21 protein-coding genes and 1 tRNA gene are annotated in these 22,102 nt (G+C 45.3%); 6 read left to right on the top strand and 16 right to left on the bottom strand.

What is annotated here, in order from left to right:
• Positions 1-221 precede the first annotated feature (221 nt).
• Positions 222-641: a hypothetical protein gene (locus tag KNP98_RS10590; protein WP_088836374.1), complete on the bottom strand. Its 420-nt coding sequence runs from the start codon at positions 639-641 to the stop codon at positions 222-224.
• Complete coding sequence (locus tag KNP98_RS10585; RefSeq protein WP_235195200.1) at positions 638-1,183, bottom strand: imm11 family protein; 546 nt, start codon at positions 1,181-1,183, stop codon at positions 638-640. The genes KNP98_RS10590 and KNP98_RS10585 overlap by 4 nt, the downstream gene beginning before the upstream one ends.
• 172 nt (positions 1,184-1,355) lie before the next feature.
• Here KNP98_RS10585 and KNP98_RS10580 point away from each other — a divergent pair.
• Both KNP98_RS10580 and KNP98_RS10575 read left to right on the top strand, forming a co-directional pair.
• A tRNA-Gly gene (locus tag KNP98_RS10580) sits at positions 1,356-1,429 on the top strand.
• Between the two features lie 142 nt (positions 1,430-1,571).
• Positions 1,572-2,381, top strand: coding sequence for an MBL fold metallo-hydrolase (locus tag KNP98_RS10575; protein WP_029332702.1), 810 nt, complete (start codon positions 1,572-1,574; stop codon positions 2,379-2,381).
• 333 nt (positions 2,382-2,714) lie between these two features.
• Here the strand turns inward: KNP98_RS10575 and argF are convergent, their stop codons facing one another.
• Genes argF through argC form a run of 7 tightly spaced genes read right to left on the bottom strand, consistent with a single transcriptional unit; the run spans position 2,715 to position 11,861 of the window.
• On the bottom strand, positions 2,715-3,647 hold the full coding sequence (gene argF / locus KNP98_RS10570; RefSeq protein ID WP_088836373.1) for an ornithine carbamoyltransferase: 933 nt from the start codon (positions 3,645-3,647) through the stop codon (positions 2,715-2,717).
• Positions 3,644-6,679, bottom strand: coding sequence for a carbamoyl-phosphate synthase (glutamine-hydrolyzing) large subunit (gene carB, locus KNP98_RS10565; protein WP_214811407.1), 3,036 nt, complete (start codon positions 6,677-6,679; stop codon positions 3,644-3,646). The genes argF and carB overlap by 4 nt, the downstream gene beginning before the upstream one ends.
• The gene (locus KNP98_RS10560) at positions 6,669-7,721 is read right to left on the bottom strand and encodes a carbamoyl phosphate synthase small subunit (protein ID WP_214770044.1); all 1,053 of its coding nucleotides are present in this window, start codon (positions 7,719-7,721) and stop codon (positions 6,669-6,671) included. Before KNP98_RS10560 ends, carB begins: the two co-directional genes overlap by 11 nt.
• On the bottom strand, positions 7,718-8,863 hold the full coding sequence (locus KNP98_RS10555) for an acetylornithine transaminase (RefSeq protein WP_088836370.1): 1,146 nt from the start codon (positions 8,861-8,863) through the stop codon (positions 7,718-7,720). Before KNP98_RS10555 ends, KNP98_RS10560 begins: the two co-directional genes overlap by 4 nt.
• The gene (argB, locus tag KNP98_RS10550; protein WP_088836369.1) at positions 8,829-9,602 is read right to left on the bottom strand and encodes an acetylglutamate kinase; all 774 of its coding nucleotides are present in this window, start codon (positions 9,600-9,602) and stop codon (positions 8,829-8,831) included. Before argB ends, KNP98_RS10555 begins: the two co-directional genes overlap by 35 nt.
• Positions 9,599-10,816 (bottom strand): bifunctional glutamate N-acetyltransferase/amino-acid acetyltransferase ArgJ, encoded by a 1,218-nt coding sequence (gene argJ / locus KNP98_RS10545; protein ID WP_214770047.1) that lies wholly within the window; start codon positions 10,814-10,816, stop codon positions 9,599-9,601. The genes argB and argJ overlap by 4 nt, the downstream gene beginning before the upstream one ends.
• A 13-nt stretch (positions 10,817-10,829) precedes the next feature.
• A complete protein-coding gene (gene argC, locus KNP98_RS10540; protein ID WP_088836367.1) occupies positions 10,830-11,861 on the bottom strand; it encodes an N-acetyl-gamma-glutamyl-phosphate reductase in 1,032 nt (343 codons plus the stop codon).
• A gap of 871 nt (positions 11,862-12,732) precedes the next feature.
• On the opposite strand from argC, the gene nhaC reads away from it, so the two are divergent.
• Positions 12,733-14,106 (top strand): Na+/H+ antiporter NhaC, encoded by a 1,374-nt coding sequence (nhaC, locus tag KNP98_RS10535; RefSeq protein WP_214766686.1) that lies wholly within the window; start codon positions 12,733-12,735, stop codon positions 14,104-14,106.
• A 242-nt stretch (positions 14,107-14,348) separates the two neighbouring features.
• Complete coding sequence (locus KNP98_RS10530; protein WP_029332693.1) at positions 14,349-14,558, top strand: DUF3006 domain-containing protein; 210 nt, start codon at positions 14,349-14,351, stop codon at positions 14,556-14,558.
• 92 nt (positions 14,559-14,650) lie between these two features.
• Here the strand turns inward: KNP98_RS10530 and KNP98_RS10525 are convergent, their stop codons facing one another.
• The 5 genes from KNP98_RS10525 to nfsA form a co-directional block, all read right to left on the bottom strand.
• Positions 14,651-15,106, bottom strand: a complete 456-nt coding sequence (locus tag KNP98_RS10525; RefSeq protein ID WP_088836365.1) for a hypothetical protein — start codon at positions 15,104-15,106, stop codon at positions 14,651-14,653.
• Positions 15,107-15,110: 4 nt separating this feature from the next.
• Positions 15,111-15,656, bottom strand: a complete 546-nt coding sequence (locus tag KNP98_RS10520) for a TlpA family protein disulfide reductase (RefSeq protein ID WP_088836364.1) — start codon at positions 15,654-15,656, stop codon at positions 15,111-15,113.
• A 123-nt stretch (positions 15,657-15,779) separates the two neighbouring features.
• Positions 15,780-16,490 carry an NAD(P)H-binding protein gene (locus KNP98_RS10515; RefSeq protein ID WP_029332690.1) on the bottom strand — a complete coding sequence of 237 codons (711 nt, stop codon included), beginning with the start codon at positions 16,488-16,490 and terminating at the stop codon, positions 15,780-15,782.
• A gap of 338 nt (positions 16,491-16,828) precedes the next feature.
• Positions 16,829-18,064, bottom strand: coding sequence for an LCP family protein (locus KNP98_RS10510; protein ID WP_214766688.1), 1,236 nt, complete (start codon positions 18,062-18,064; stop codon positions 16,829-16,831).
• Positions 18,065-18,079: 15 nt separating this feature from the next.
• A complete protein-coding gene (gene nfsA / locus KNP98_RS10505; RefSeq protein WP_088836363.1) occupies positions 18,080-18,826 on the bottom strand; it encodes an oxygen-insensitive NADPH nitroreductase in 747 nt (248 codons plus the stop codon).
• Positions 18,827-18,966: 140 nt separating this feature from the next.
• Between nfsA and KNP98_RS10500 the strand changes: the two genes are divergently transcribed.
• Complete coding sequence (locus tag KNP98_RS10500; protein ID WP_088836362.1) at positions 18,967-19,878, top strand: hypothetical protein; 912 nt, start codon at positions 18,967-18,969, stop codon at positions 19,876-19,878.
• 40 nt (positions 19,879-19,918) lie between these two features.
• On the opposite strand, the gene KNP98_RS10495 is transcribed toward KNP98_RS10500, so the two are convergent.
• The gene (locus KNP98_RS10495) at positions 19,919-20,182 is read right to left on the bottom strand and encodes a hypothetical protein (protein ID WP_029332686.1); all 264 of its coding nucleotides are present in this window, start codon (positions 20,180-20,182) and stop codon (positions 19,919-19,921) included.
• A 127-nt stretch (positions 20,183-20,309) separates the two neighbouring features.
• Here KNP98_RS10495 and KNP98_RS10490 point away from each other — a divergent pair, with 127 nt between their 5' ends.
• Positions 20,310-21,158, top strand: a complete 849-nt coding sequence (locus KNP98_RS10490; RefSeq protein ID WP_214811404.1) for a GNAT family N-acetyltransferase — start codon at positions 20,310-20,312, stop codon at positions 21,156-21,158.
• Here the strand turns inward: KNP98_RS10490 and KNP98_RS10485 are convergent.
• Entirely contained in the window at positions 21,116-22,066 is a 951-nt protein-coding gene (locus KNP98_RS10485) for a hypothetical protein (protein WP_239456819.1), read from the bottom strand. The two genes, KNP98_RS10490 and KNP98_RS10485, sit on opposite strands and share 43 nt — an antisense overlap.
• Positions 22,067-22,102: the final 36 nt, after the last annotated feature.

Below are 22,102 nucleotides of genomic sequence, written 5' to 3'. Positions count from 1 at the left end.
GAAAAGTGCGCGAAACACTTGTTTACTGTATTTCAAAGAAAAAGGGCTTTTTGCATACGGGAACCAAGTGTGCATCCAGTCATCATGAACGAGATGAAGCAAAAAAACGCCGATGACTCCGTATGAAAAACGGGATCATCGGCGTTTTTTATGCCAAGGCCGAAACGGTCCATCACAAAGAATTGTGAAGGGAATCGTTTTGAATTAGCACCTTTTTCAATTCAAGAAATCCATTTTAAAGATGTCATGATTGTTTCGATTTCTTCTAACTCGAGCGATTCGCGATCCGCTGAGTACGTTAATAATACAAGGCGTTCTCCATCTGAATACGCAAAGATGCGAAGGAAAATTCCTTCCTCTTTTCCATCTACTGCGAGCAACGCTTCTTTTGTTGAATTACGACGCGTTTCAAGTGGACTCGTCAATTCGATATCAAATTCTTCAACCAACAGGTTGATTTCTTGTTCGGCTGCTTCGAATGGCGTCAATTCCTCCGATTCCGATTCATAAATCGAAAGTTGTAAGGTTCCCATCGCATTTTCTTCTGTCGAATAAAAACTGACAAAAGTCTCTTCTTCTTGATATTCAAATGCTTGTGGATATTCAAGTGTAATCCAATTATCGACCGTGTATTGTTTCATATTAATTCCTCCATTCGATTTATCTCGTCAAATTGTATCCCGGTCACGGTTAATCGTTCTAAATACCGTGCTAGCTGACTGGAGACGAAAATTCGATCTGTCAGTTCGTCTCGTAATAGATGATGGACACCGAGCGAATCTTGAACGAGTCGCTCTGTCATGAAGTAGACATACTTTTTTCCGATCGGTCGGAAAATGTTCGTCTTATGTAGATGTTCCACCCGTCTGACCGCTAGTATATTGATGAGATAGTAGTTGCTCCATCCCGATCTCGTTTGAAGTTGAACCCGAAGACATTGAACAGAAAACGGTGTAAACTGTTCAAGCGCCTGTTTCATCCGTTCAGAGACCAGCGGGATGTTCAACACGTTCGGAAGCACGTCCGGTAACATATCCGCATCCTGTTCAATCGAAAAGGCAAGTAAGCTTGCGTTAAGGAACCACTCTCCTGTCGTGAAGCGATGACGATCGATTTGATGATGGCATTGTGCCCTCCATCCTTTTCCCATCGGCTGTTCGCTCCAAACTTGAACTTTGTTCACTACTCATACGCTCCTCTATCCATCTTCAGCCATTCACAATCGTTACAGGAAGCTCATGTAAACGATTTAGCTATTATTATTGTACACATAAAATCAACCGAAATAGCTTTTTTTCATAAAAGTTATGGAAATAACTGCTTTGCTATGCTACTATATTTCATGTAGCACTCATGCGGGTGTAGTTTAGTGGTAAAACCTCAGCCTTCCAAGCTGATGATGAGGGTTCGATTCCCTTCACCCGCTCCAATTTTAAGACATAACATAGGTCAACGACCATAATCCCTCTAGAGGGCAGGCGGCTTGCGCGATGCAAGCCGTCTTTTTTGTTGTCTTCTAGGGTAATTCCTCATCGTTTCAGGGTATAGTTCGATATAAAAGGAGGGATTTCATGATCCAGATGAAGATGCCGGGCGTGACCGTCTATCAAAGTACATTGATGAAAACAACTTCAACCTTGATTGAAACGCCGGATTGCTTGATTGTCGTCGACCCCGGCTGGTTGCCGGATGAAATTGCGACGATTCGCCGAGATGTTGAAATCATCCGCCATGAACGTCCGCTCTATATCGTTTACACCCATGCTCACTTTGATCATATTTTAGGAGCTTATGCTTTTAAAGACGCCATCGCGATTGCATCGCGTCGGTTCATCGAAACTGACACACAAGTCGCTTTAGAAGAAGTTCAAAATTTTAATGATGAATACTATATCGATTCTCCTGTCCTCTTTCCGGAGATCACGCATATCATTGAAGAATCGGAAACAACACTCACCATCGGATCGACTAAACTTATTTTCTTTTTGACGCCGGGGCATGAAGAAACACACCTATCCTTCGTCGTCATGCCAATGAATTTACTCATTTGCGGGGATTATGCGTCAGATGTTGAAATCCCCTTGATTGAACATGACTCGACGGAATATTTAACGACGCTCGAACTACTTGAATCGTTCATTTATGAATACGAGGTGAAATTGCTCGTACCAGGTCATGGACATATCTGTGATGTGCGGACGGATATGATTGAACGTCTACATCATAGTTATGATTATATTCTCGGCCTCCGTGCCGGAAAAGAGTCGGAATGGTCTGCATCTTGGCAACGAACTCCCTTCATGCATCGCCTCCATGAAAAAAATAAACGACAGGTCAATAAAGAGCATGAAGCCCGTCTCGCACGACGGCAGTTCGATTAATTCCCTTCGTCTCTTTCACCGGAAAAGGGGGACTGACTCATGCGTCACTCCGATATCGATTTTCACAACGGACGTTTCCGTCCTACATCAACCAAATGGCCGATACTCCCTTTTCTCATGGGATCATCGGCCATTTCAATGCATATTCTTTTCAATCATGGCGTCCGCTTATTTAGGACACGCAGCTCATCTCTTGTAGAAAGGATAAGGAAACACTCGCTTCACGCAACTTCTACAGGAAAAGGGCAAGAGGGCACCTCCCCTGAGAAAAGCGCATGAAAGATAGATTCCTTTTTGATTTTATTTTTCAAGCAACAAACCAACGTCTGTCACTTACTTGCCCAGCAGCTCAATCATCAGTGCTTTTTGAGCATGAAGACGGTTTTCTGCTTGATCGAACACAACGGAGTGCGTCCCATCGATGACATCAGCCGTCACCTCTTCCCCACGGTGTGCCGGCAAACAATGTAAGAAGATGACTTCATCTGCTGCCTCGCGAAGCAAAGATAGATTCACTTGATAGCCTGCAAAGGCATTCAGGCGCTCAATCGACTCTGACTCCTGCCCCATGCTCGTAAACACATCACTGTAGATGACTTCTGCACCTTTTACAGCTGCTACGGGATCCGTAAAGAGCTGGATTGTTCCACCTGTCGCCTTCGCGATTTCTATCGCCTGTGCAACGATTTTTTCGTTCGGCGCATACGCATCAGGACTACAAATACGTACTTCCATCCCACTCAGTGCTCCACCGAGCAATAAGGAGTGCGCCATATTGTTTCCGTCACCGATATACGTCAAAATCTTGCCTTGACGAGAACCTAAGTGTTCTTCAATCGTCAGCAAATCTGCAAGTACTTGGCACGGATGATGTAGATCCGTCAGGCCGTTAATGATGGGAATCGTTCCATGCGTAGCAAGCGTTTCGACCGTCTCATGGGCAAACGTCCGAATCATCAATGCATCTACGTAACGACTCATGACTTTGATCGTATCGCTTAACGGTTCTCCGCGTCCGATTTGCATGTCAGCACCACTTAGGACGACCGGGTATCCGCCTAGTTCGACGACACCGACTTCAAATGATATCCGCGTCCGTGTCGATGCTTTTTCGAATAAGAGCGCAACCTTTTTTCCCGCCAGTGCCGTTTGATAGTCGCTTGGGGATTGTTTGACTGCTTTTGCAAGCTCAAGTAGCTCTGTTAAACTTTCAGCCGTCAATTCTTCCAGCGTCAACATATGTTGTAACTTGTGCTTCGTCTTCATCCTTTCATCCACTCCTTTTGCTTGATCATCCATTCGCTTAACGGTTTGACTGGAATCGATGCACAATCACGAACCGCTTCGTAATATTCGGCTAGATGTTGCTCAGTAATGACATGAACGCCTTTTGCAAGGGCTTGTTCCCGGAGTCCTTTTTCTTCAGGAATGAAAGAAAAAAAGGCAACACACTCGTCAAACACAGGGAAATCTCCGAGCGGCGTCGCTTGTCCCCACGCTTCTGTCCCGTGACCAGCAATCGTATGCGCAGGTTTGGTCATGTGACGTTTCGTTGTTTCATCGAATAAGAAACGCTCCTTTGCATGACCATTTTCTGTCCACTGTAACGTTTCTCCGGTCGAACGCATGATCGGACCCGTTTTTGGATCGACATGTGTCAGTTTCAACGTCGAGAAGACCGGTGTCTTGACCGCATGGAAAGAGAGTTCCATCCGCTCTGACGGCAATTCGATTTTTTGACCGATTGCTGCCTTTACAGCCCATTCAAGTAACGGTTGTCCCGTTACCTTCGCGACGATCGGTAATGTCCGTGACGCGCGAGGATTAATTTCTAGAACATAGATCTGTTGTCCCGTGACGACGAATTGAATATTGAACGCTCCACGGTATGAGAGATGCTGACCGATTTTTTTAGAGATCCGCTCGATTTCATTTTGTAGCTGAGCTGAGGCTGACTTTGGCGGAAGAACCATCGTCGAGTCACCTGAATGAACGCCTGCCGCCTCAATTTGTTCCATAATGATTGGAACGTAACTCGTCGTCCCATCTGAAATACAATCGACTTCAAACTCTTGACCAGCGATGTAAGCATCGAGGAGCACGGGGAATGTCAGCGATGGTAAAAGCGCTTCTAACATCGTGTCGTCGTTTAAAATATGCATCCCTTTCCCGCCAATCACATACGATGGACGAACGATTAAAGGATAACCAAGTGCCATCACAGTTTTCTTCAATGCATCAACTGTCATGACTTCTTCTCCCGGAATATGCTTGATGTCTAATTGATCGAGAAAATCGTAAAACCGGTGGCGGTCTTCCATCGCATCAATCGTGTCTGAGGTCGTGCCTAATAACTGATACCCACGTGCTTCGAGATCGGCTGCTAAGCTGATTGCCGTCTGTCCCCCGAACTGAACAAGGACATCTTGGCATTGTTCTGCTTCTAAGACATGAACGACATCCTCAATCGTCAACGGCTCAACGTAGAGGCGATCTGCCACTTCGAAATCCGTCGAAACGGTTTCCGGATTGTTGTTAATCATGATGGTTTCGTACCCGGCACGTTGTAAAGCGCGGACCGCATGGACGGAGCAGTAATCAAATTCAATGCCTTGTCCGATTCGAATCGGACCCGCTCCGATGACTGCGACCTTTTGTTGATTCGATGGTAGTACTTCAGTTCGCCCAGACCAACTTCCGTAGTAATAAGGAGTCGTACTGACGAATTCTGCTGCGCACGTGTCAATCATTTGGAAGGCGGGAGTAATGTCATGCGCTATCCGCAGTTCGTGGACATCTTCCGCTGCCACACCTGTGATGTCAGCAATCTGCTGATCGGTAAAACCGTGCCGTTTCGCTTGTTGAATGGAAACAGGTTTCGTCAGGTCGAGCGAGTCGCGCATCGTCAGCAACCGAGCAAACAGTTCTAAAAAGAGCGGTTGGATACTTGTCTGTGCCGCTAGTTCGTCCTGCGTCGTCGCCTGACGATCGAGCAAGGCGAGCATCGCCAACAACCGTAAATCGGTTGGAGTCGTGATTTCTTTCCACAACTGCTCACTCGTCGCCTCACGCATCCACGATGGATAGAGTGGTGCCTGTTCGACCCCTGCACCACGCCATGCTTTTTGCAGTGCTTCTTCTAACGTTTTCCCCATTGCCATACTTTCACCGGTCGCCTTCATCTGTGTTCCGAGCGCACGGTCACACCCTGAAAATAAATCAAATGGGAAACATGGTACTTTCGCCGTAATATAATCGAGTGCCGGCTCAAAACTCGCCATCGTCTCTTTCGTCACAGGGTTGATGCAGTCATCCAAGCGTTCACCGAGCGCAAGACGTGTCGCTAGTTTTGCAATCGGATACCCTGTTGCCTTCGAGGCCAAGGCGGAAGAACGACTGACACGCGGGTTGACTTCGATGACGAAATACCGGTGCTCTGTCGGATGAATCGCGAATTGGATATTGCAACCACCGATCACACCGAGTACGGAAACGATGCGACGTGCCTCGGTCCGAAGAAGTTGATTCATTCGATCAGAAATTGATTGGATTGGAGCAAAGACAACCGAGTCACCCGTGTGGACACCGACTGGGTCGATGTTTTCCATGTTACAAACGATAATCGTCGTATCGTATGCATCACGCATCACTTCATATTCCACTTCCTTGTAACCTGCGATACTGACTTCGACCAAACACTGGGAAATCGGACTTGCTTGCAGACCGTTCATCGCAAGCGTACGTGCTTCTTCCTTCGTCGTCGCGATTCCACCACCGGTTCCCCCTAATGTGAATGCAGGACGGATGACAAGGGGTACACCGTGGTCCTCCATGAAATTCTCCAGTTCCTCAATCGTTTCAATCGTTTGACTATCCGGGAGTGGTTGATGTAATTCAATCATCCGTTGTTTGAAACGTTCACGATCCTCTCCGTCCCGAATCGTTTCGAGCGATGTTCCGAGCAGCGAAACACCATATTGCTCGAGGATGCCCGCTTCATCCAGCGTGAGCGACAGGTTCAAAGCTGTCTGTCCTCCAACGGTCGCAAGTAAATGCGTCGGGCGTTCTCGTTCGATGATTTCTGTCGCCTTTTCGAGTGTCATCGCTTCGATATATACTTGATCCGCCGTCGACGGATCCGTCATGATCGTAGCCGGATTCGAATTCATGAGAATGACCTCGCAGCCCGCTTCCCGAAGTGTTTGACATGCTTGCGTTCCGGAGTAATCAAATTCCGCCGCCTGACCAATGACGATTGGTCCCGATCCAATGACCATGACTTTTTTGTTATCCAACATGGGCTACCTCCTGTGATAAAACCGAGGCGACGAATTGATCAAACACGACCATTGCTTCTGTCGGTCCCGGATTTGCTTCTGGGTGAAACTGCACTGTCATGATTGGTTGCGATGGATGAATCAATCCTTCAATCGAACCATCGTTAATATGTTCGTATGCCGTAACTAGCTCTGACGCCGCAACACTCTCTGCCTCAACGACGTACCCATGATTCTGCGAGGTCATGAAAACACGACCGGAAGCAAGGTGACGGACGGGGTGGTTTGCCCCCCGATGCCCGTGATGTTGTTTCGTGATTTGGCAGCCGAAGGCTTTCGCGATGATTTGATGCCCCATACAAATGCCGAGCGTCGGATAATCCATCGCGAGCTGTTTAATTTCTAAGAGAAATGGTTCAAGTTGATCCGGATTTCCAGGACCATTCGAGAACAACAGCCCGTCCGGTTGCAATCTTTTGATGGCGGACGCTTCTGTATCGAATGGAACAACTGTCACGCGCATACCCCGTGCCAGTAAAGCTTCAATCATCGATTTTTTGACGCCATAATCCAGACAAACGATATGTCCATCAGCATTCTCGAGTTCATATGTTTTCATCGTTTTGACGGAGACGGATGCGATTCCTGTCTGATGGCGTTTCTCGTGTAGAGCGTCTGCCTCAATACTTCCCATTTGATCGCCAGATGATCGAAGTTGATGGACAAGCGCCCGTGTATCGACTCCTGTCAGAACAGGTATATCCGCTTCTGCTAACCAGTCGGCAAAATCCGTTCGTGCTCCGTTTTGTGCGAGCGTTTGAACAATGACACCCGCGACTTGAATCTGATTACTTTCTGCTTCATCATGGGCGATTCCGTATTGCCCAATTAGCGGATACGTGAAAACAAGGATTTGTCCACGGTAAGAGGGGTCCGTCAATACTTCTTGATAACCGGTCATACCGGTGAAAAAGACGACTTCTCCTTTAGCGGATGATGTACCGACCAGCTCTCCTGAATACGTTGTCCCATTTGCAAGCGTTAATGTACCTATCCCGTTCATACCATGACCTCCTGTTGGCAGACTTGTTTTATTTTTTCTAGCGCAAGATCTAGTTCCTGTCGTGTCACAAATAGAGACGGTAATAAACGAACTACGTGTGGTCCGGCACTGACGACGAGCATCCCTACTTGTTGAAGCGCTTGGACAATTCCAGCGACCGGTCGTTCGAATTCAATTCCAATCATCAAACCACGTCCTCGAACACTATGCAGACTTGTTTCAGGCAACTCTGCTGCGAGTCTTCTCATCAAGTAATTTCCTTTCTCCTGCACCTCGTGTAAAAGCTCGTCTGTTAAGAGAAGGTCGAGTGTCGCTTCCGCTGCTGTCATTGCTAGCGGGTTCCCGCCAAATGTTGAGCCGTGTGTCCCCGGTGTAAATATGGTTGCCGCTTCCGCAGTCGTGATGATCGCTCCAACCGGAAAACCGCTTCCGAGCCCTTTCGCGACTGTAATGATATCTGGTTTTAGTGGCGTCTGTTCAAAAGCGAAACGTGATCCAGTTCGCCCAATCCCCGTTTGGACCTCATCGACGACAATTTTGACGCCATACGCTTTTGTCCGTTTCATTAACGCCTCCAACCAAGCATCGTCCGCAACGATGACACCACCTTCACCTTGGATGATTTCAAGCCAAACGGCGCCCGTTTTTTCCGTGATGGCATCTAAACTACTTAAGTCGTTGAACACGAGGTGTTTAAAGTCCGCTACCATTTCACCGAAGCCTTCTTTGACTTTTTCTTGACCTGTCGCTCCCATCATCGCGAATGTCCGCCCGTGGAACGATTGGCTGAATGACAAGATTTCTGTTTTTTGCGTCCATTTGCGAATTAATTTAAACGCACCTTCATTCGCTTCTGTTCCGCTGTTACAGAAGAAAGCATGACTCAAGTGACTGTTCTCCGTCAGTAGCGTCGCGACACGTTCCTGCTTACTGCTTTCAAATAAATTTGACGTATGCCAAAGCTGACCAAGTTGTTCTTTGAGGCGTTGCTCTACGTAAGGATGCCGATGTCCCGTGTTGCAAACGGCAATCCCCATCATAAAATCAAGATACGTGATGCCTTGCGTATCTTTGACGAACGATCCCGTCCCTTCGACTAATTCGATATTATGACGTTGATAAGTTGGTAGTAATGCGCTCATCTGTTTCCTCCTTGACGCGAGTCCCCTGACTCGTCACGTATTTCCCGGACCGAATCCGAACGTCTGGAATCCCTTGTTTTGATGCTTCAATCACCGCTTCTACTTTCGGAATCATGCCACCATGAATCTCATTTGTCTTTATGCCGCCTTCCAACATTTCTCGCGTGACGACTGCTTGATAAGCACCATCTAACCGGACTCCTTCGACATCCGTCAATAGCTCAAACGCATCGACATCGAGTGCGTTTGCGACGGCAATCGCACATGTATCGCCATTGCTATTAAGCGCACCGGACGGACCGGTAATCAGCGACGTCACGACCGGAATATAGCCTGCGCCGAGTAGCGTTTCAAACAAGGTTTTATCTACGAAGCGAATATCACCAACTGCCCCTAACCCTTGTCGTTGCTCTCCGCCAATGCTTGCCCCGTCAATCCCCGTCAATCCGACTGCAGGTAGGTCTGATCGATTGAGCTGATAAACGATTTTTGACTGAACCTCGCCCCCGAGGACACGTTCTGCCCCGAGTAAGACCTCCTCGGTCGTCACACGGACGCCTTCCCGGAAGACGGATTCGATTTCTAAGGTTTCACAATAAGCTGATAAAGCGGGGCCGCCACCATGCAAGATGATTAATTCGTGACCAGCATCGCACCAGTCTTTCCATTCTTTAAAATAACGGGAATCGAGTTGTTCAAAAATACTCCCACCGAGTTTGATCAGTTTTCGTTGTTTCATGTCCGGTAACTCGCATTGATTTTGATATAGTCGTACGTCAAATCACATCCGAAGGCACGTCCGACGGCCGACCCACTATTTAAATCGATTTCAATCGCTACCGTATCCGCCGCAAGTTCATTTGAAGCAAGTGTCTCATCGAACAAAATCGGCATACTCTGTCGTAAGACCCACTGTGAACCAATCCGAATATCAATTTTCGAGACATCAATCGGTTCATCGATGCTTCCGATTGCTGCTACAATTCGTCCCCAGTTCGCGTCTTCTCCGAAAATCGCGGTTTTAACGAGCGAAGAACCAACGATTTGTTTGGCGATTTTTCGTGCCAATCGTTCTTCGTCCGTTCCTTGAACCGTTACTTCAATCAACTTCGTTGCGCCCTCTCCGTCTCGTGCAATGAGCTTCGCAAGTTCTTGACAGACATGCGTGACCGCCTGCTCAAACTGCTCCGCTTCTTGCGTATCAAGCATGATTGTCGGCGTTTTTGCCGCACCACTCGCTAACATCATGACCATGTCATTGGTTGAACTATCACCATCGACCGTAATGCAATTGAACGTCCGGTCGATTGAGCGTTTTAATATCGTTTGCAGGACGTTTGGTTCGACGGTCGCATCGGTCGTTAAAAATCCGAGCATCGTCGCCATGTTTGGATGAATCATTCCTGACCCCTTCGCAACACCGCAAATCGAAACTTCACTTCCATTCATCAAAAATTGATACCCGGCCGTTTTGATACCTGTGTCAGTCGTTAAAATCGCATGGGCAAAAGCATCCGCTTCTTCTTCCGCCTCACTCGCCACCAGTTGATCGACTCCAGCTACTAACGTGTCGATCGCCAACGTTTGACCAATGATTCCGGTCGATGCGATTGCGACTTGTTCCGGTTTAATCTGTAAGTGATTCGCGATTGCGTGTTGCGACGTATAGGCATGGGTCAAACCTAATTCACCGGTGCAGGCGTTAGCATTCCCGCTATTGACTAAAATGGCATGAATACGCCCCTCTGAGGCTTCCATCGCTTGTTTTGTCACTATAATCGGTGCTGCTTGCATTTGATTTGTCGTATAGACAGCCGCCGCACTCGCTCCTCCTTCACATACCAACAAGCCTAAATCTTTCCGTTTTCGTTTGAGTCCAACATGTATACCTGTCGCCTTAAAGCCTTTTGGTGTCGTCAGCGTCAACGGTGACACGGTTTGTAAGTTCAACACGTTCGTTCCTCCTTTAAATGAATAATGGTTGCTGGGTCAAACCGAGTGCTTCCTCATATCCGCACATCAAGTTCGCATTTTGAATCGCTTGCCCGACTGCACCCTTTTGCATGTTATCAATGACTGAAACGACTGTCAGATGTCCTGTTCTCGCGTCAGCGTATATCGTCAAATCACAGTAGTTACTGCCGACGACCGATTTAATTTCCGGATCATTTCCGTTAATTCGGACGAAGGGTTCGTTCTCGTAAAATGCATGGAGCCACTCACGCCATTGCGTTTCCGATTTATTGATGCGTGGAGTCAATGTCATCGTCGCCATGATTCCGCGATTGATTGGAATTAAATGTGTCGCGAACGAAACGATGGCGTCTTGCCCCGTCACGGTTTGAATGACCGATTCGATTTCGGGGATGTGCTGATGGCGATTCATCTTATACAGACGCATGTTTTCATTCGATCGCACATGATGTGTCTGTTCGCTAAAGGATTTCCCGGCTCCCGATAACCCTGAACTGGCATGAATGATAATCGGCACCGGCTCGATGACCTGTTCTTTTAAAAATGGTAGGAGACCCAGGAGTACGGCCGTCGCATAACACCCTGGATTGGCAATCAAACGACTCGTTTTTATCGCTTCACGGTTCCATTCTGATAGTCCGTATGTTGCTGTTGCTTGAATCATTGGCTCGACCGCTGGTTTTTCGTACCAATGTTCATATGATATTTGGTCGAGACGTAAATCGCCGCTCAAATCGATGACTTTCCCTTTCCAATCTCTCAGCTGCTCTAAGTACTGTTTTGAAATTCCGCTTGGAGTCGCCAAAAAAATGAGTTCCGTTCCAACCTCCTCTAAATGGGAAAGTGAGAACTCCTGTAAGAGGGAATAGTTTTTTTTATTCATGAATGTGTATATTTCCGTAATCGATTCAGTTGCCTTCGAATCACTCACGAGAGAGACGATTTCTAAATGGGGATGTTGCTCAATCATTCGTATCAATTCGACTGCTGTATATCCCGTCGCACCTATGATTGTACATTTCATGTCGGATACTCCTTCGTTAATAATGATAAACTGATTTAAACATATGTATATTTATACTGTCAAATGTATTTTTATTAATTTATAAACAAAAAAAGACTTTGACCGATGACACCTTTCAGTAAGATGTAACTGGTCAAAGTCTTTTTAGTTCATGTTTCTCATCTTTTTTCAGCACGTTGTGCGACGAGATGATCGATTCCAAAAACGCTTGCCCCCATCAAAGCAATAACAACAACAAAAATCGCTGTAAACATATGTATCCTCCTCTTGTTCACAAAATCGACATCACTACTTTCTTATTGTGCAAGATTTTTTATAAAAAAGAAAGCGTTTACGACAAAAAATCGTCACATTTTTTTGTATTCCTGGTTATATTTCTAAATAAAACTCAGGATGTAGACAAACTCTTATGAAAAGCAAAAATTCTACACGGAAATGCTGTCCGTTCACGCTTCCTTGCCTCACCTCGTCTTCAAAGCTGCCGGAGATCGCGGAAAGTTGCTTTCGCAATTTAAAGCGATTCAAGACCGAGCGCGCTCTAAAACGGCTGTACGGTTTGCCTTTCCCTGTGCTACGGCCTAAAAAGCGTCGCTTTTCCGTTGATTCCTACGGGAAAAAGTACGTTTTTAACACGACCTGCCAGATGTAGACAAGACCCTGCTTGTTGTCCGTAGGGTCAGCCTTGCCCTCGCCTGAGGAAAGCAACGAAAAAGGGAAAAGCTTTTTTCACCCCATGTTACTTTGTCTACATGCTGTAAAACTTTCTTAGTTGACGCAGTCAGGAATCTTCGATAAGATTGCATTTGTTCATTACTTTCACACATAAAAGCAAACAAGCATAAACGTAACAAAGATATAAGGAGGTGGAAGCATGCGCATGTCCTTTCGTGAATCCGCAGCTATCCTAGGAATTAGTATCATTATCTTATTGTCCGCATTATTCGGTGCACAGGCCGAACCACATCTCGCTATACTCGCCAGTCTTATTTTTGTTGTAGGGTATGCCGTGTATCGCCGCTTCCCTTTCAGTCAACTTGAAGAACATATGATTAACGGTATTCGAGAAGCGATTAAACCGATTTTAATCATGTTACTCGTCGGCATGACAATCGCCGTCTGGATGATGAGTGGTGCCGTTCCAACCTTGCTCCATTATGGCTTGTCGACATTATCTGCGACCTGGTTCGCGCCAACCGCTTTAATCATCGCGATGATCGTTTCGACCTTTACAGGCAGTTCATTTACTACAATTGGTACGGTCGGTGTCGCCTTGATGGGAATCGCCGTCGTCCTTGGTGTCAATCCCGCCCTTGCTGCAGGTGCAATCATCAGCGGTGCTTGTTTTGGAGATAAAATGTCTCCTTTATCGGATACGACGAATTTCGCACCAGGTATCGTCAACGTCTCTGTTTTTGATCATATTCGTTTTATGATGGGAACAACGATTCCTGCTATCGCGATCACATTTGTTCTCTTCCTTATTTTTGGACGAGGTGAAGGATCAATTGATTCAGAAGCGATTGGAGCAACACAACAAGCACTCGACAGCCTTTTCCGCTTATCTCCTTGGACATTGCTTTCTCCGCTTCTCGTGATGGTACTCGCTATTCGGAAGATGCCAGTCATTCCAACATTGATTGCAGGCGTTTTAAGCGGATTATTACTCACAGGTCTCGTTCAAGGAAATTGGAACATCGCGCAATGGATGTCTGTCATCCAAAATGGTCTCAAGCTCGAAACAACGAATGAAACGGTTGCGAGCATCATTAGTAAAGGTGGCATCCAATCAATGATGTGGTCCGTCTCCCTCGTCATGCTCGCGTTAGCGTTCGGCGGTGTTTTACGTGGTATCGGAGTCATCGATGTCATTATCGAAAAAACCGTTTCGAAACTGCAACGTGACGGGAGTATCATCTCGTCTGCTGCACTTGCTGCAATCGGCGTTAACTTCATGGCAGGTGAACAATACTTGTCTATTTTATTACCGGGACAAGCCTTCAAGAAAATTTTTGAAGAACGGTCAATTGACCCACGGTTTTTATCCCGTGCGCTTGAAGATGGCGGCACACTTGTTAATCCTTTGATTCCTTGGGGTGTATCCGGGGCATTCTTTGCCTCGACACTCGGTGTGCCCGTCACATCGTATGTGCCATTTGCCTTTTTCTTAATTTTATCTCCCCTCTTCACTTTCATCTTCGCCTTTACACGACCGACAAAAAAACAAGTCACGAAAAGTGTCGCGTGACGTAAATCTATTATCAGTAAGGCATACCATTCATAAGTCGAATGGTATGCCTCTTTTTTCTCACTTCTATATGTGAAAGAGGGATATTCAAGCGATTCTCGACTAATTTAGATAAATAAGTGTAAAGATAAAACGAAGTGGGAATATACCAAACATAAGATTAAAATTACAGAGAACTAGAGAGAGATACTGCAACCCTTTTAAAATGGTTGCCTTCGATGTAATTGTAGGAGGAGTCCAATATGATCAAACGTGGTACGCTTGAACGGCTTGATGGTAAATATGCTGTTCTTCTCTGGGAGAACGGTTCAAGTTTTATCCCTCGCCGCTATTTACCGACTGAGGCACGATTAGGTGACACAATACTTTTTGATGGTACAACGTATTCAATTGATGCATCGAGTACATCCCAATCGTCCTTTCAGACGTTTTCCTTTCGGCAAATGGGTTGATGATAATTAAAAAGCCATTTAGACAATGAATTGACTACTTGAGCGTCCTTGCCCACGTCAGTCTTTCCATCTTCTAAATGGCTTTTTCGCGTTTAATCATTCCTTACGTACAAGGATTGATGCCTACATTCGGGACACTTCGCTTGGTGCAAATCGTCAATCGAAATTCGATGTAGTACTGTCTCATCTCGTTCACAGCGATGAATCGGTTCGATGATAGCTGAAGGAATGAAGAGTGCACACCAAAAGCGTGTTGAAATCGTATCGCAACAGGGACACTGAAACAAATCGTATTGATGCGGGACCCACCCGCCTTCAATTGCATCGATATGTGCATGATAGTTCTTAATTAACATCGCCCGGTTTTGATCATCGATGTGCGCTCGGCTAATGAGTGGTTCCTGATAAGGCGGCACGAATAAAAAAGGCAATGCTGTTCTGTACTGTTCTAGTCCATAGGTTAGCATCGAAGGGAATTCCCCCCATTCCTCCCGCTGACCGATTTCAGCGACGATGTGATAAGAACAGTCGCGGCAGTGAATCTCCATTCCCTCATCCTCCCTTTTTCCCTACCATCTCTTTTAGCATACTTGATGTAACAGGACCAATGTGTTTTGCGACGATGACTCCATCCGTATCAATGACGTAAGTCGCCGGCATCGCGACTAATCGATAAGCATTTTCTGATTGGCCCTGCGTATCATAGAGCACCCCGTAATCAACAGGAGTCTCTTTCAGAAAATCGGCTACATCTGAAACCTTTCGTTCGGATGTCGTCACGTTGATGCCATAGACGGGCACGTCCACCGCTTTAGAAAAAGCGTTCAGTTCAGGTATTTCTTGTTTACATGGTGGACACCAGGTCGCCCAAAAATTGATTACGATCAATCGATTCGTCAAATCAGATAGTTCCACCATTTTTCCATCCTGTTCCAACTTGAGATTTGGTGCCTTCATTCCAATCTCTAATCCGCCTTGCGCTTGTTGCGTCGCTTGAGTAAATTCTTTAATCTGTTGTGCTTTATAGGCGTCATAGCTTTTATATGCAATCCCACTAATCGCTAACCCGACAATCACGTATAGTAAATATTTTTTCAACTGCTGTCCACTCCCTCTTTCTATTAGTGTAGCAGAATCAGCCTCTGAATCTATGAAAAACGAGCATACCCTTCCATTTTCCCCGGAAGTGATATGCTCGTTTATATACATCCTTTTTTACTGTCAGTTATAGCGAGGAAGTTGTTGTTTAACCCGACGATTGTCTTTAATGCTTTCAAACGATTCGTCTCCACCAAGCGCTTCATTTAGTGACGTTTTTCCTTGTTTCACCTCTAAACGTCGATTGAAAAGTGCCCGATTATCGACCGATGCCGCCAAAATCGACGCGACATCAATTTCAGAAATCGTTGCATCTTTTACATCTTTTAAATCCTCATCGGCTTCGATTAGTCCAAGACCTTCTCCGTCAACGATGTTGACCGGACAAATGATTGTATACGTCAAACCACTATGCTCAATTTGCTCTTCTGCCGCATTTTTTGCGGCATAGAATGGATAGACTTCTTTTTTAAATTGATTTGGTCGATCAGCGCCATAGGCACTGAGGAGGACAAAATGACGGACACGTGCCTTTTTCGCAGCATCAATCGTTTTTAAAGCAACCGTTCGATCGAGCAACTCAATTTCAGTCGCTTCACCATCGACACCCGCGGTCGCTGCACAAATCACAGCATTTTGACCTGCCACCCCGAGATCAATGACCTTTTCAAGCTCAGTTTCAATGTCGACGTAATGTGCTTTGACACCGAGTTTTTCGAAGCGATCGACGAGATGCTTATGTCGAACGATGACAGTGACTTGATGACCTTTCGCAAGCGACTTGACGACGCGAGCTCCGATTGTACCTGATGCACCTACAACTAATACATTCATATGCTAGGTCCCTCCTCAATAAGCTAGTCACCTCTATTGAACTACTCATACTTATGCAGATAAGAGCTTCCTTCATCGCTTACTCCTGTTAAAAATATCAAAAAGCAATCAAGAATTCTCATCATCCCGACGATTAGGTGTTCGGATTTCGGTACGTCGTCTTTTAAGCCGCCTACTCAAAGATATGTTCATTCCGGCCAAAGAAGCATGAATATTGAAGATATGGACAGGTCTTCAGCTATGATATCTTCCGTTCTCAAAAGCGCAACTGCGTACATCAATTTATACCCGCAATAGGGAGAAGGAAACCTTTCAAAAAGGAACCTATTTTTTTAATGTCAGTCATTCGCCAGTACACCGTAAAACGTCGTCTGTAATTTTTCTCTCAATTGTGTCAGGGCTTTTTCATCCGGGAAATCATAGAAAATGCCATTCAATCGATCACTGACAACGTCAATTTCAAGATATTCTCGCTCAGACATCAATGCCAGGGCTAAGCCTGCTGTCGCCATTTGACGGTAACTGATGTCTAAACTCATCTCCTCTTTCATATAAGCATGTGCTGATGAAATTTTAGTCCAGCCTGTCGGCTTCAACAGATGCGTCGCTACAGCTTGAATGACTTCTGACTGACGATTGGCTCGTGCCCCATCATTGTCTGTTTTTCGGTGACGAGAATAGGCAAGAGCCATCGCTCCATCCATATGGTATTCCTTTCCTTTTTGAAACGCATATTGATTCGCTTTTCCGCTAGCGTCTTGCTCCGAGAATGTTCCTGTCGAAACAAGATCAATCCCGCCGATTTGATCAACTAAACCAATGAAACTATCGAAAGAGATAACGATTTTGCTATCGATGTCTACATCAAGTAGTTCACTGACGGCGTTTTGCGTACACGATTCCCCACCGAACGCAAAAGCATGCGTGATTTTATCTTTTTTCCCATCCTCACAACTGATGGGTGTATACGTATCACGTGGAATCGACGTTAACTGAATCGTCCGTGATAACGGTACGAATTGCATGACGGATAGTGAATCAGACCGTGAACCTCGTAGCGATTCTCCGGGTCTTGCGTCGCTTCCGATCAATAAAAAGGTAAACGGCTGTGAGGCAAACAGGATAAAGCCAATCAATAGAACTAAGAGCAGCCCAAATATTTTTGTTTTGAAGCGACGTTTCTTTCTCTCAACAGGTTGTTTCTTTAAACCATCCTGCCTCGTCTCACGTGGTACCTTTTCTTCCAAACGTCCATTTTTACGTCGATTCGACCGTGTCCGCTCCGCCATAATCGTTCCGACTTGCTTGGCAGACCTTCTGACTACGGTGAAAAGTCGTCCTCCGATACCAGTCCGTGTTTTTTTCTGCGAGCCCCGGTGATTTTGTTGAACTGAACGCGACGTCAAAGTTGGTCCATCCTCGACGTATCGATGATTCTGCCGTTGTGAGGCGTCAATCCGCATTCGCTGGTCTGCTCGATGCTCAATTGGTGTATGTGTCGAAGTACGTCGCATCTGCTCTTCTTCCTGTCGTTTTCGTTCTAGTCGAGAACGACCTGATTGAAACTCATCCATAATAGTACCTCCGTTTTAGTCTTGCGATAACTGCTTATCTTGTAAGAACTTACGTAGATACGTCCGTTTCGGTTCCTTCATCGAGGTAGCCATTTGATAGACCCATCCCTCAGTTCGTGCGCCATCCGTCCGCTCTCCATAATATGACGAGGTTTCTGCCTCATACTGTTCTAGCAACTCACGCATCTTGTTGTCATTAGTATACGTATTACGATGGAAGATTGCCTCCATCGGAAGACGGGGTTTTTTACCTGACTGTTGATCCGGCAAACCGACTGCAACACCAAATAACGGTACGACGTGACTTGGCAACTCAAGAAGTTCACTCACTTTTCGAGCGTCATTACGAAGTGAACCGATATAAACTGTCCCGTATCCTAATGATTCTGCTGCTACGACAAGGTTCTGTGCGGCAAGTCCTGCATCAACCGCTCCGACAATCAACGCTTCCGTCGTTTCGACTGTGTCAGCGACTGAGCCATTCGCAATCTCTGCTGCCAACATATGTTTATGGTAGTCGATACAGAAGACGAAGAAGTAGCTATTATCTGCTACATAACTTTGTCCACTCGCTACTTCTACGAGTTGCTGTTTTTTTTCTAAATCCTCAATTCCGACAATTGCGTAGGCTTGTTGATAAGAAGACGTCGAAGCAGCCTGGGCAGATTGGATTAATAGTTCAATCGTCTGTTCGTCGAGTTGATGTTCCTTAAATTTCCGGATCGAGCGGTGGTTTAATAAATGTTCAATCGTTTCATTCATCTGAATCTCTCCCTTAAATTAATCTTTCCCTTTAAAAATAGGCAATGATTGTGTAAAAGAGCAAATGAAAGATGTTCGTTTTATGAAAAAATCGGGAAATGAATAATGAAGTGCTGTGTTTTTGTCGAAGGAGGGCGATCATGAGAATTCGAAAATTACGTCTTTTACTGGAGCAATATGGCGATACTACCCTTCGCGACATTATCGTAGAGATCTATCGCCAACTTCCTAAACAAACAATTGAAGATAAAGAATTAGATTTGATGCTGTCGCAATTCGCAAAATATAAAGGTCTAAAAAAAGAACAAGAACAACCGACAATCGAACAAACCATCGAGCAAACTGAACAATTCATTCAACTCGCTTACGATGGTGAGTATTTAGAACCAAGTACAATCGTTTCCGTACGCGAACAAAAAAACTGGTACGTCACAGCAAAACGATTATTAAAACACCTGCGACATTATGTTGGTCGAAAGAACGGAACGCGTGTTGCTTTCGAAGAATTCTTTTTTTTACTGTCTTCCGCCGCTGGTGAAGAACCTCTTTTCCTGAGTAACGACCCCTTCCGACTGATTAAAGTCTCTCAAGTTGAGCTCTTCCAAGAACTCGTTGGTTACTACAAGCTCGACACATCCGATAATGCGTGGATGAAGCGCGCCATCTACACGGCGTTAAAGGTACCGATCGACGTCGACACAGAACGCAGTGACCTTTTCCTTGCCGTTCTCGAGCATTGTGAAACGCGACAAGAGCGTGAGTCTTACCTGTCGTTATTGAACATGCATGCGAAAAAGCTTCAAATGAACGTTCGCATCGATGCAGACAAGCTCATCCTCTATCAAGAGATTCGCTTCGCAGAACTTCATGCCCTGATTGCTTTACGTGAACTAGAACGAGCCGAAACGATGCTTTTCACAGAATATATTCCTTATTTTTCACACCGTTCGACTCCATTTCGCTATTATCTCGACTTGCTGGAACAGGCGGGTCTAGATGAAGAACATGATCGGATTGAACGCGTTGGCCGAACCAAACATATTCATTTTTAAATACAAAAAAAGAGCTTCGGAAAGGTTTCCCGAGGCTCTTTCAATCTGATGTATTGACGATTCCAAGTCCTACAGTTGCAAGCAGTGCGATACAGGCAAATAAAAATGCCATGTCATTCGGTGAGTCAAAACCATCATATGTCGGTTCTTTTCGATCAATGATGAGTTCATCCATCGTTCCATAGCTTCCATACGTCACAGCTTCTCGGACGCTCGTTTCTTGTTTATCTAAATCTTGTGCTTGAACGGGATGAATACTACTTAAAAACAAAAAGAAGCAGACATAGATAAACTTTTTCCCCAATCTAATCCCTCCCCCGTTTCTAACAGATTACTTTTACCTTTTATGATAAAAACTATTATTTTCCTTTTATTGCTTATAGTATACTTAAGATATTGTTTCATCCTAATCAGAAAAGGAAGTGTAGCGTTTGAAAATTTTACGTTACGAACAATTGTCGCACGGTCAACGTCGTCTCGTCCATCAGTTGTTACAAAAAAACCGCTTATCTCCTCTGTCCCTCTCATTCCAACCACATGAAAAATATCAATGGGCTTTAATCAAGGGTGATGCCGTCTGCGCGACATTAGGATTTAACCAATTCGCCTCGTCCCTTCAAATCATCAATGCCGCTTACACGGACTTGATTGCTTTCCGCACTTTGGCGCATTTCGTCCATGATTACGCGCTCTCTCTACATCCTCATCAAATTGACGTTCAAATCATTCCACCACATGATTTCGGGTTGGTCTCGACTTGGAACACGCTCGGTTATACACTTTCCTCTGAACAATTTCGCTTCATCGGTCTCATCAATGATCATGCCGCGTCACTTCAATTCAAGCCACTTACACTCCGAAACCGTTCCTTGTTCTTAAATCTCAGAAACGAGTCGATTCAATCCTCACATTTTTTATTTAGCTATGACGTATCCCATATCGAATATTTGATTGAACAGGGGGCATTGCCGTACCTTGTCTACGATCAACAAACAATCGTCGGAACAATCATCATCCAAAAACAAAAGCAAACGATTCGTTTACTCGAAATTACGTGTATCCCTGAATTGAAGAATCAAGGATATGGGCGAAGAATTCTTGAGACCTTTCAAGCTAAATTAAAACGCACGACAGTTCGGACATTCGAGACGTATTGTTTTTCAACACATCAAGAAGCCCTTCGTTTATATGACCCCGATACATTCTGTGATATTCAACTCTTCTCACACTGGCATACTTACTCTAGAGAATCTTTACGTAACCGCTCAACGATTTCTTGATATTCCGCCAGGACGTAGGCATCCTCCACTTGTTTGAAATCAATATTTGCTCGGATCCTTAGCTGCTCCCCCATCTGATATAGACTGTCGATATAGTCATTTCCTAACGCACTCGCTTGACCTGGTTGGTGGTTATGAAAGGCTAACAGTGCATCTTCTAAAAGCAGTTGTTCCTTCTCCGTTTTTAAAACTGCTTCAAGCAACTGTTCAAATACTTCTGTATGCCGACCGATCATCGCGTAAAAGAGTGGATAGTGTTTGGCATATTTAAAATCAACTTGATATTTTTTAGTCTCGACGATTGTCTGAATGCTTGACGGATTCGACCGCTTTAACTGCTCAACAAAACCGATTGTTGCCGGATGGTCTGTAAAAAATTCTAGGCTTCGTACGTCCATTTCGTCTTCTAAATCAAGCAACAAATAGAGATCAAGCATATTAATCACGTGCGTTTCTAAAAAACGATCACTCCGTTGCAAGGATGTCGTGTAGTCTAAATCAAGACCAGCCTCTATCGCCAATTGAAAAAGTTCATGATTGATTGCACTGTATAGACCGACTGGAAATGCTAGCGGTTGACGGACAATTGAACGATGTCCATCAAGCTCTTTTAATTGATTGAGATCTACACCATGTTGTACCAACAAACGGAAAAAGAGCGTTCTATCTTGTATCGCCCCCAACTTAAGTAACAGACGATCGAGTTCAATGACTGGTTGGTTCGTATCAAGCGCTAGCGCCAAGTGCTCTGATGACTCTAAGTCAAAAGCTCGCTTCACGAAATTTAAAGCGACCCGTTCTTGTTCGGACAACTCAGCATTGTAATACTCAAAATCTTTTCGATTCAATTCTTTAAATGCACGCACTGCCTGACCAACTGCCTCATTTTTCACAAATCGTTTCATCATCGGTTTGCCCCCCTGAATACTGCTTCTCTTCGTAGT

The organism is Exiguobacterium sp. s127 (genome assembly GCF_018618695.1).
Lineage (GTDB): Bacteria > Bacillota > Bacilli > Exiguobacteriales > Exiguobacteriaceae > Exiguobacterium_A > Exiguobacterium_A oxidotolerans.
Note: the sequence above shows the minus strand (reverse complement) of the source record. Positions and strands in the feature narration are given on the sequence as shown.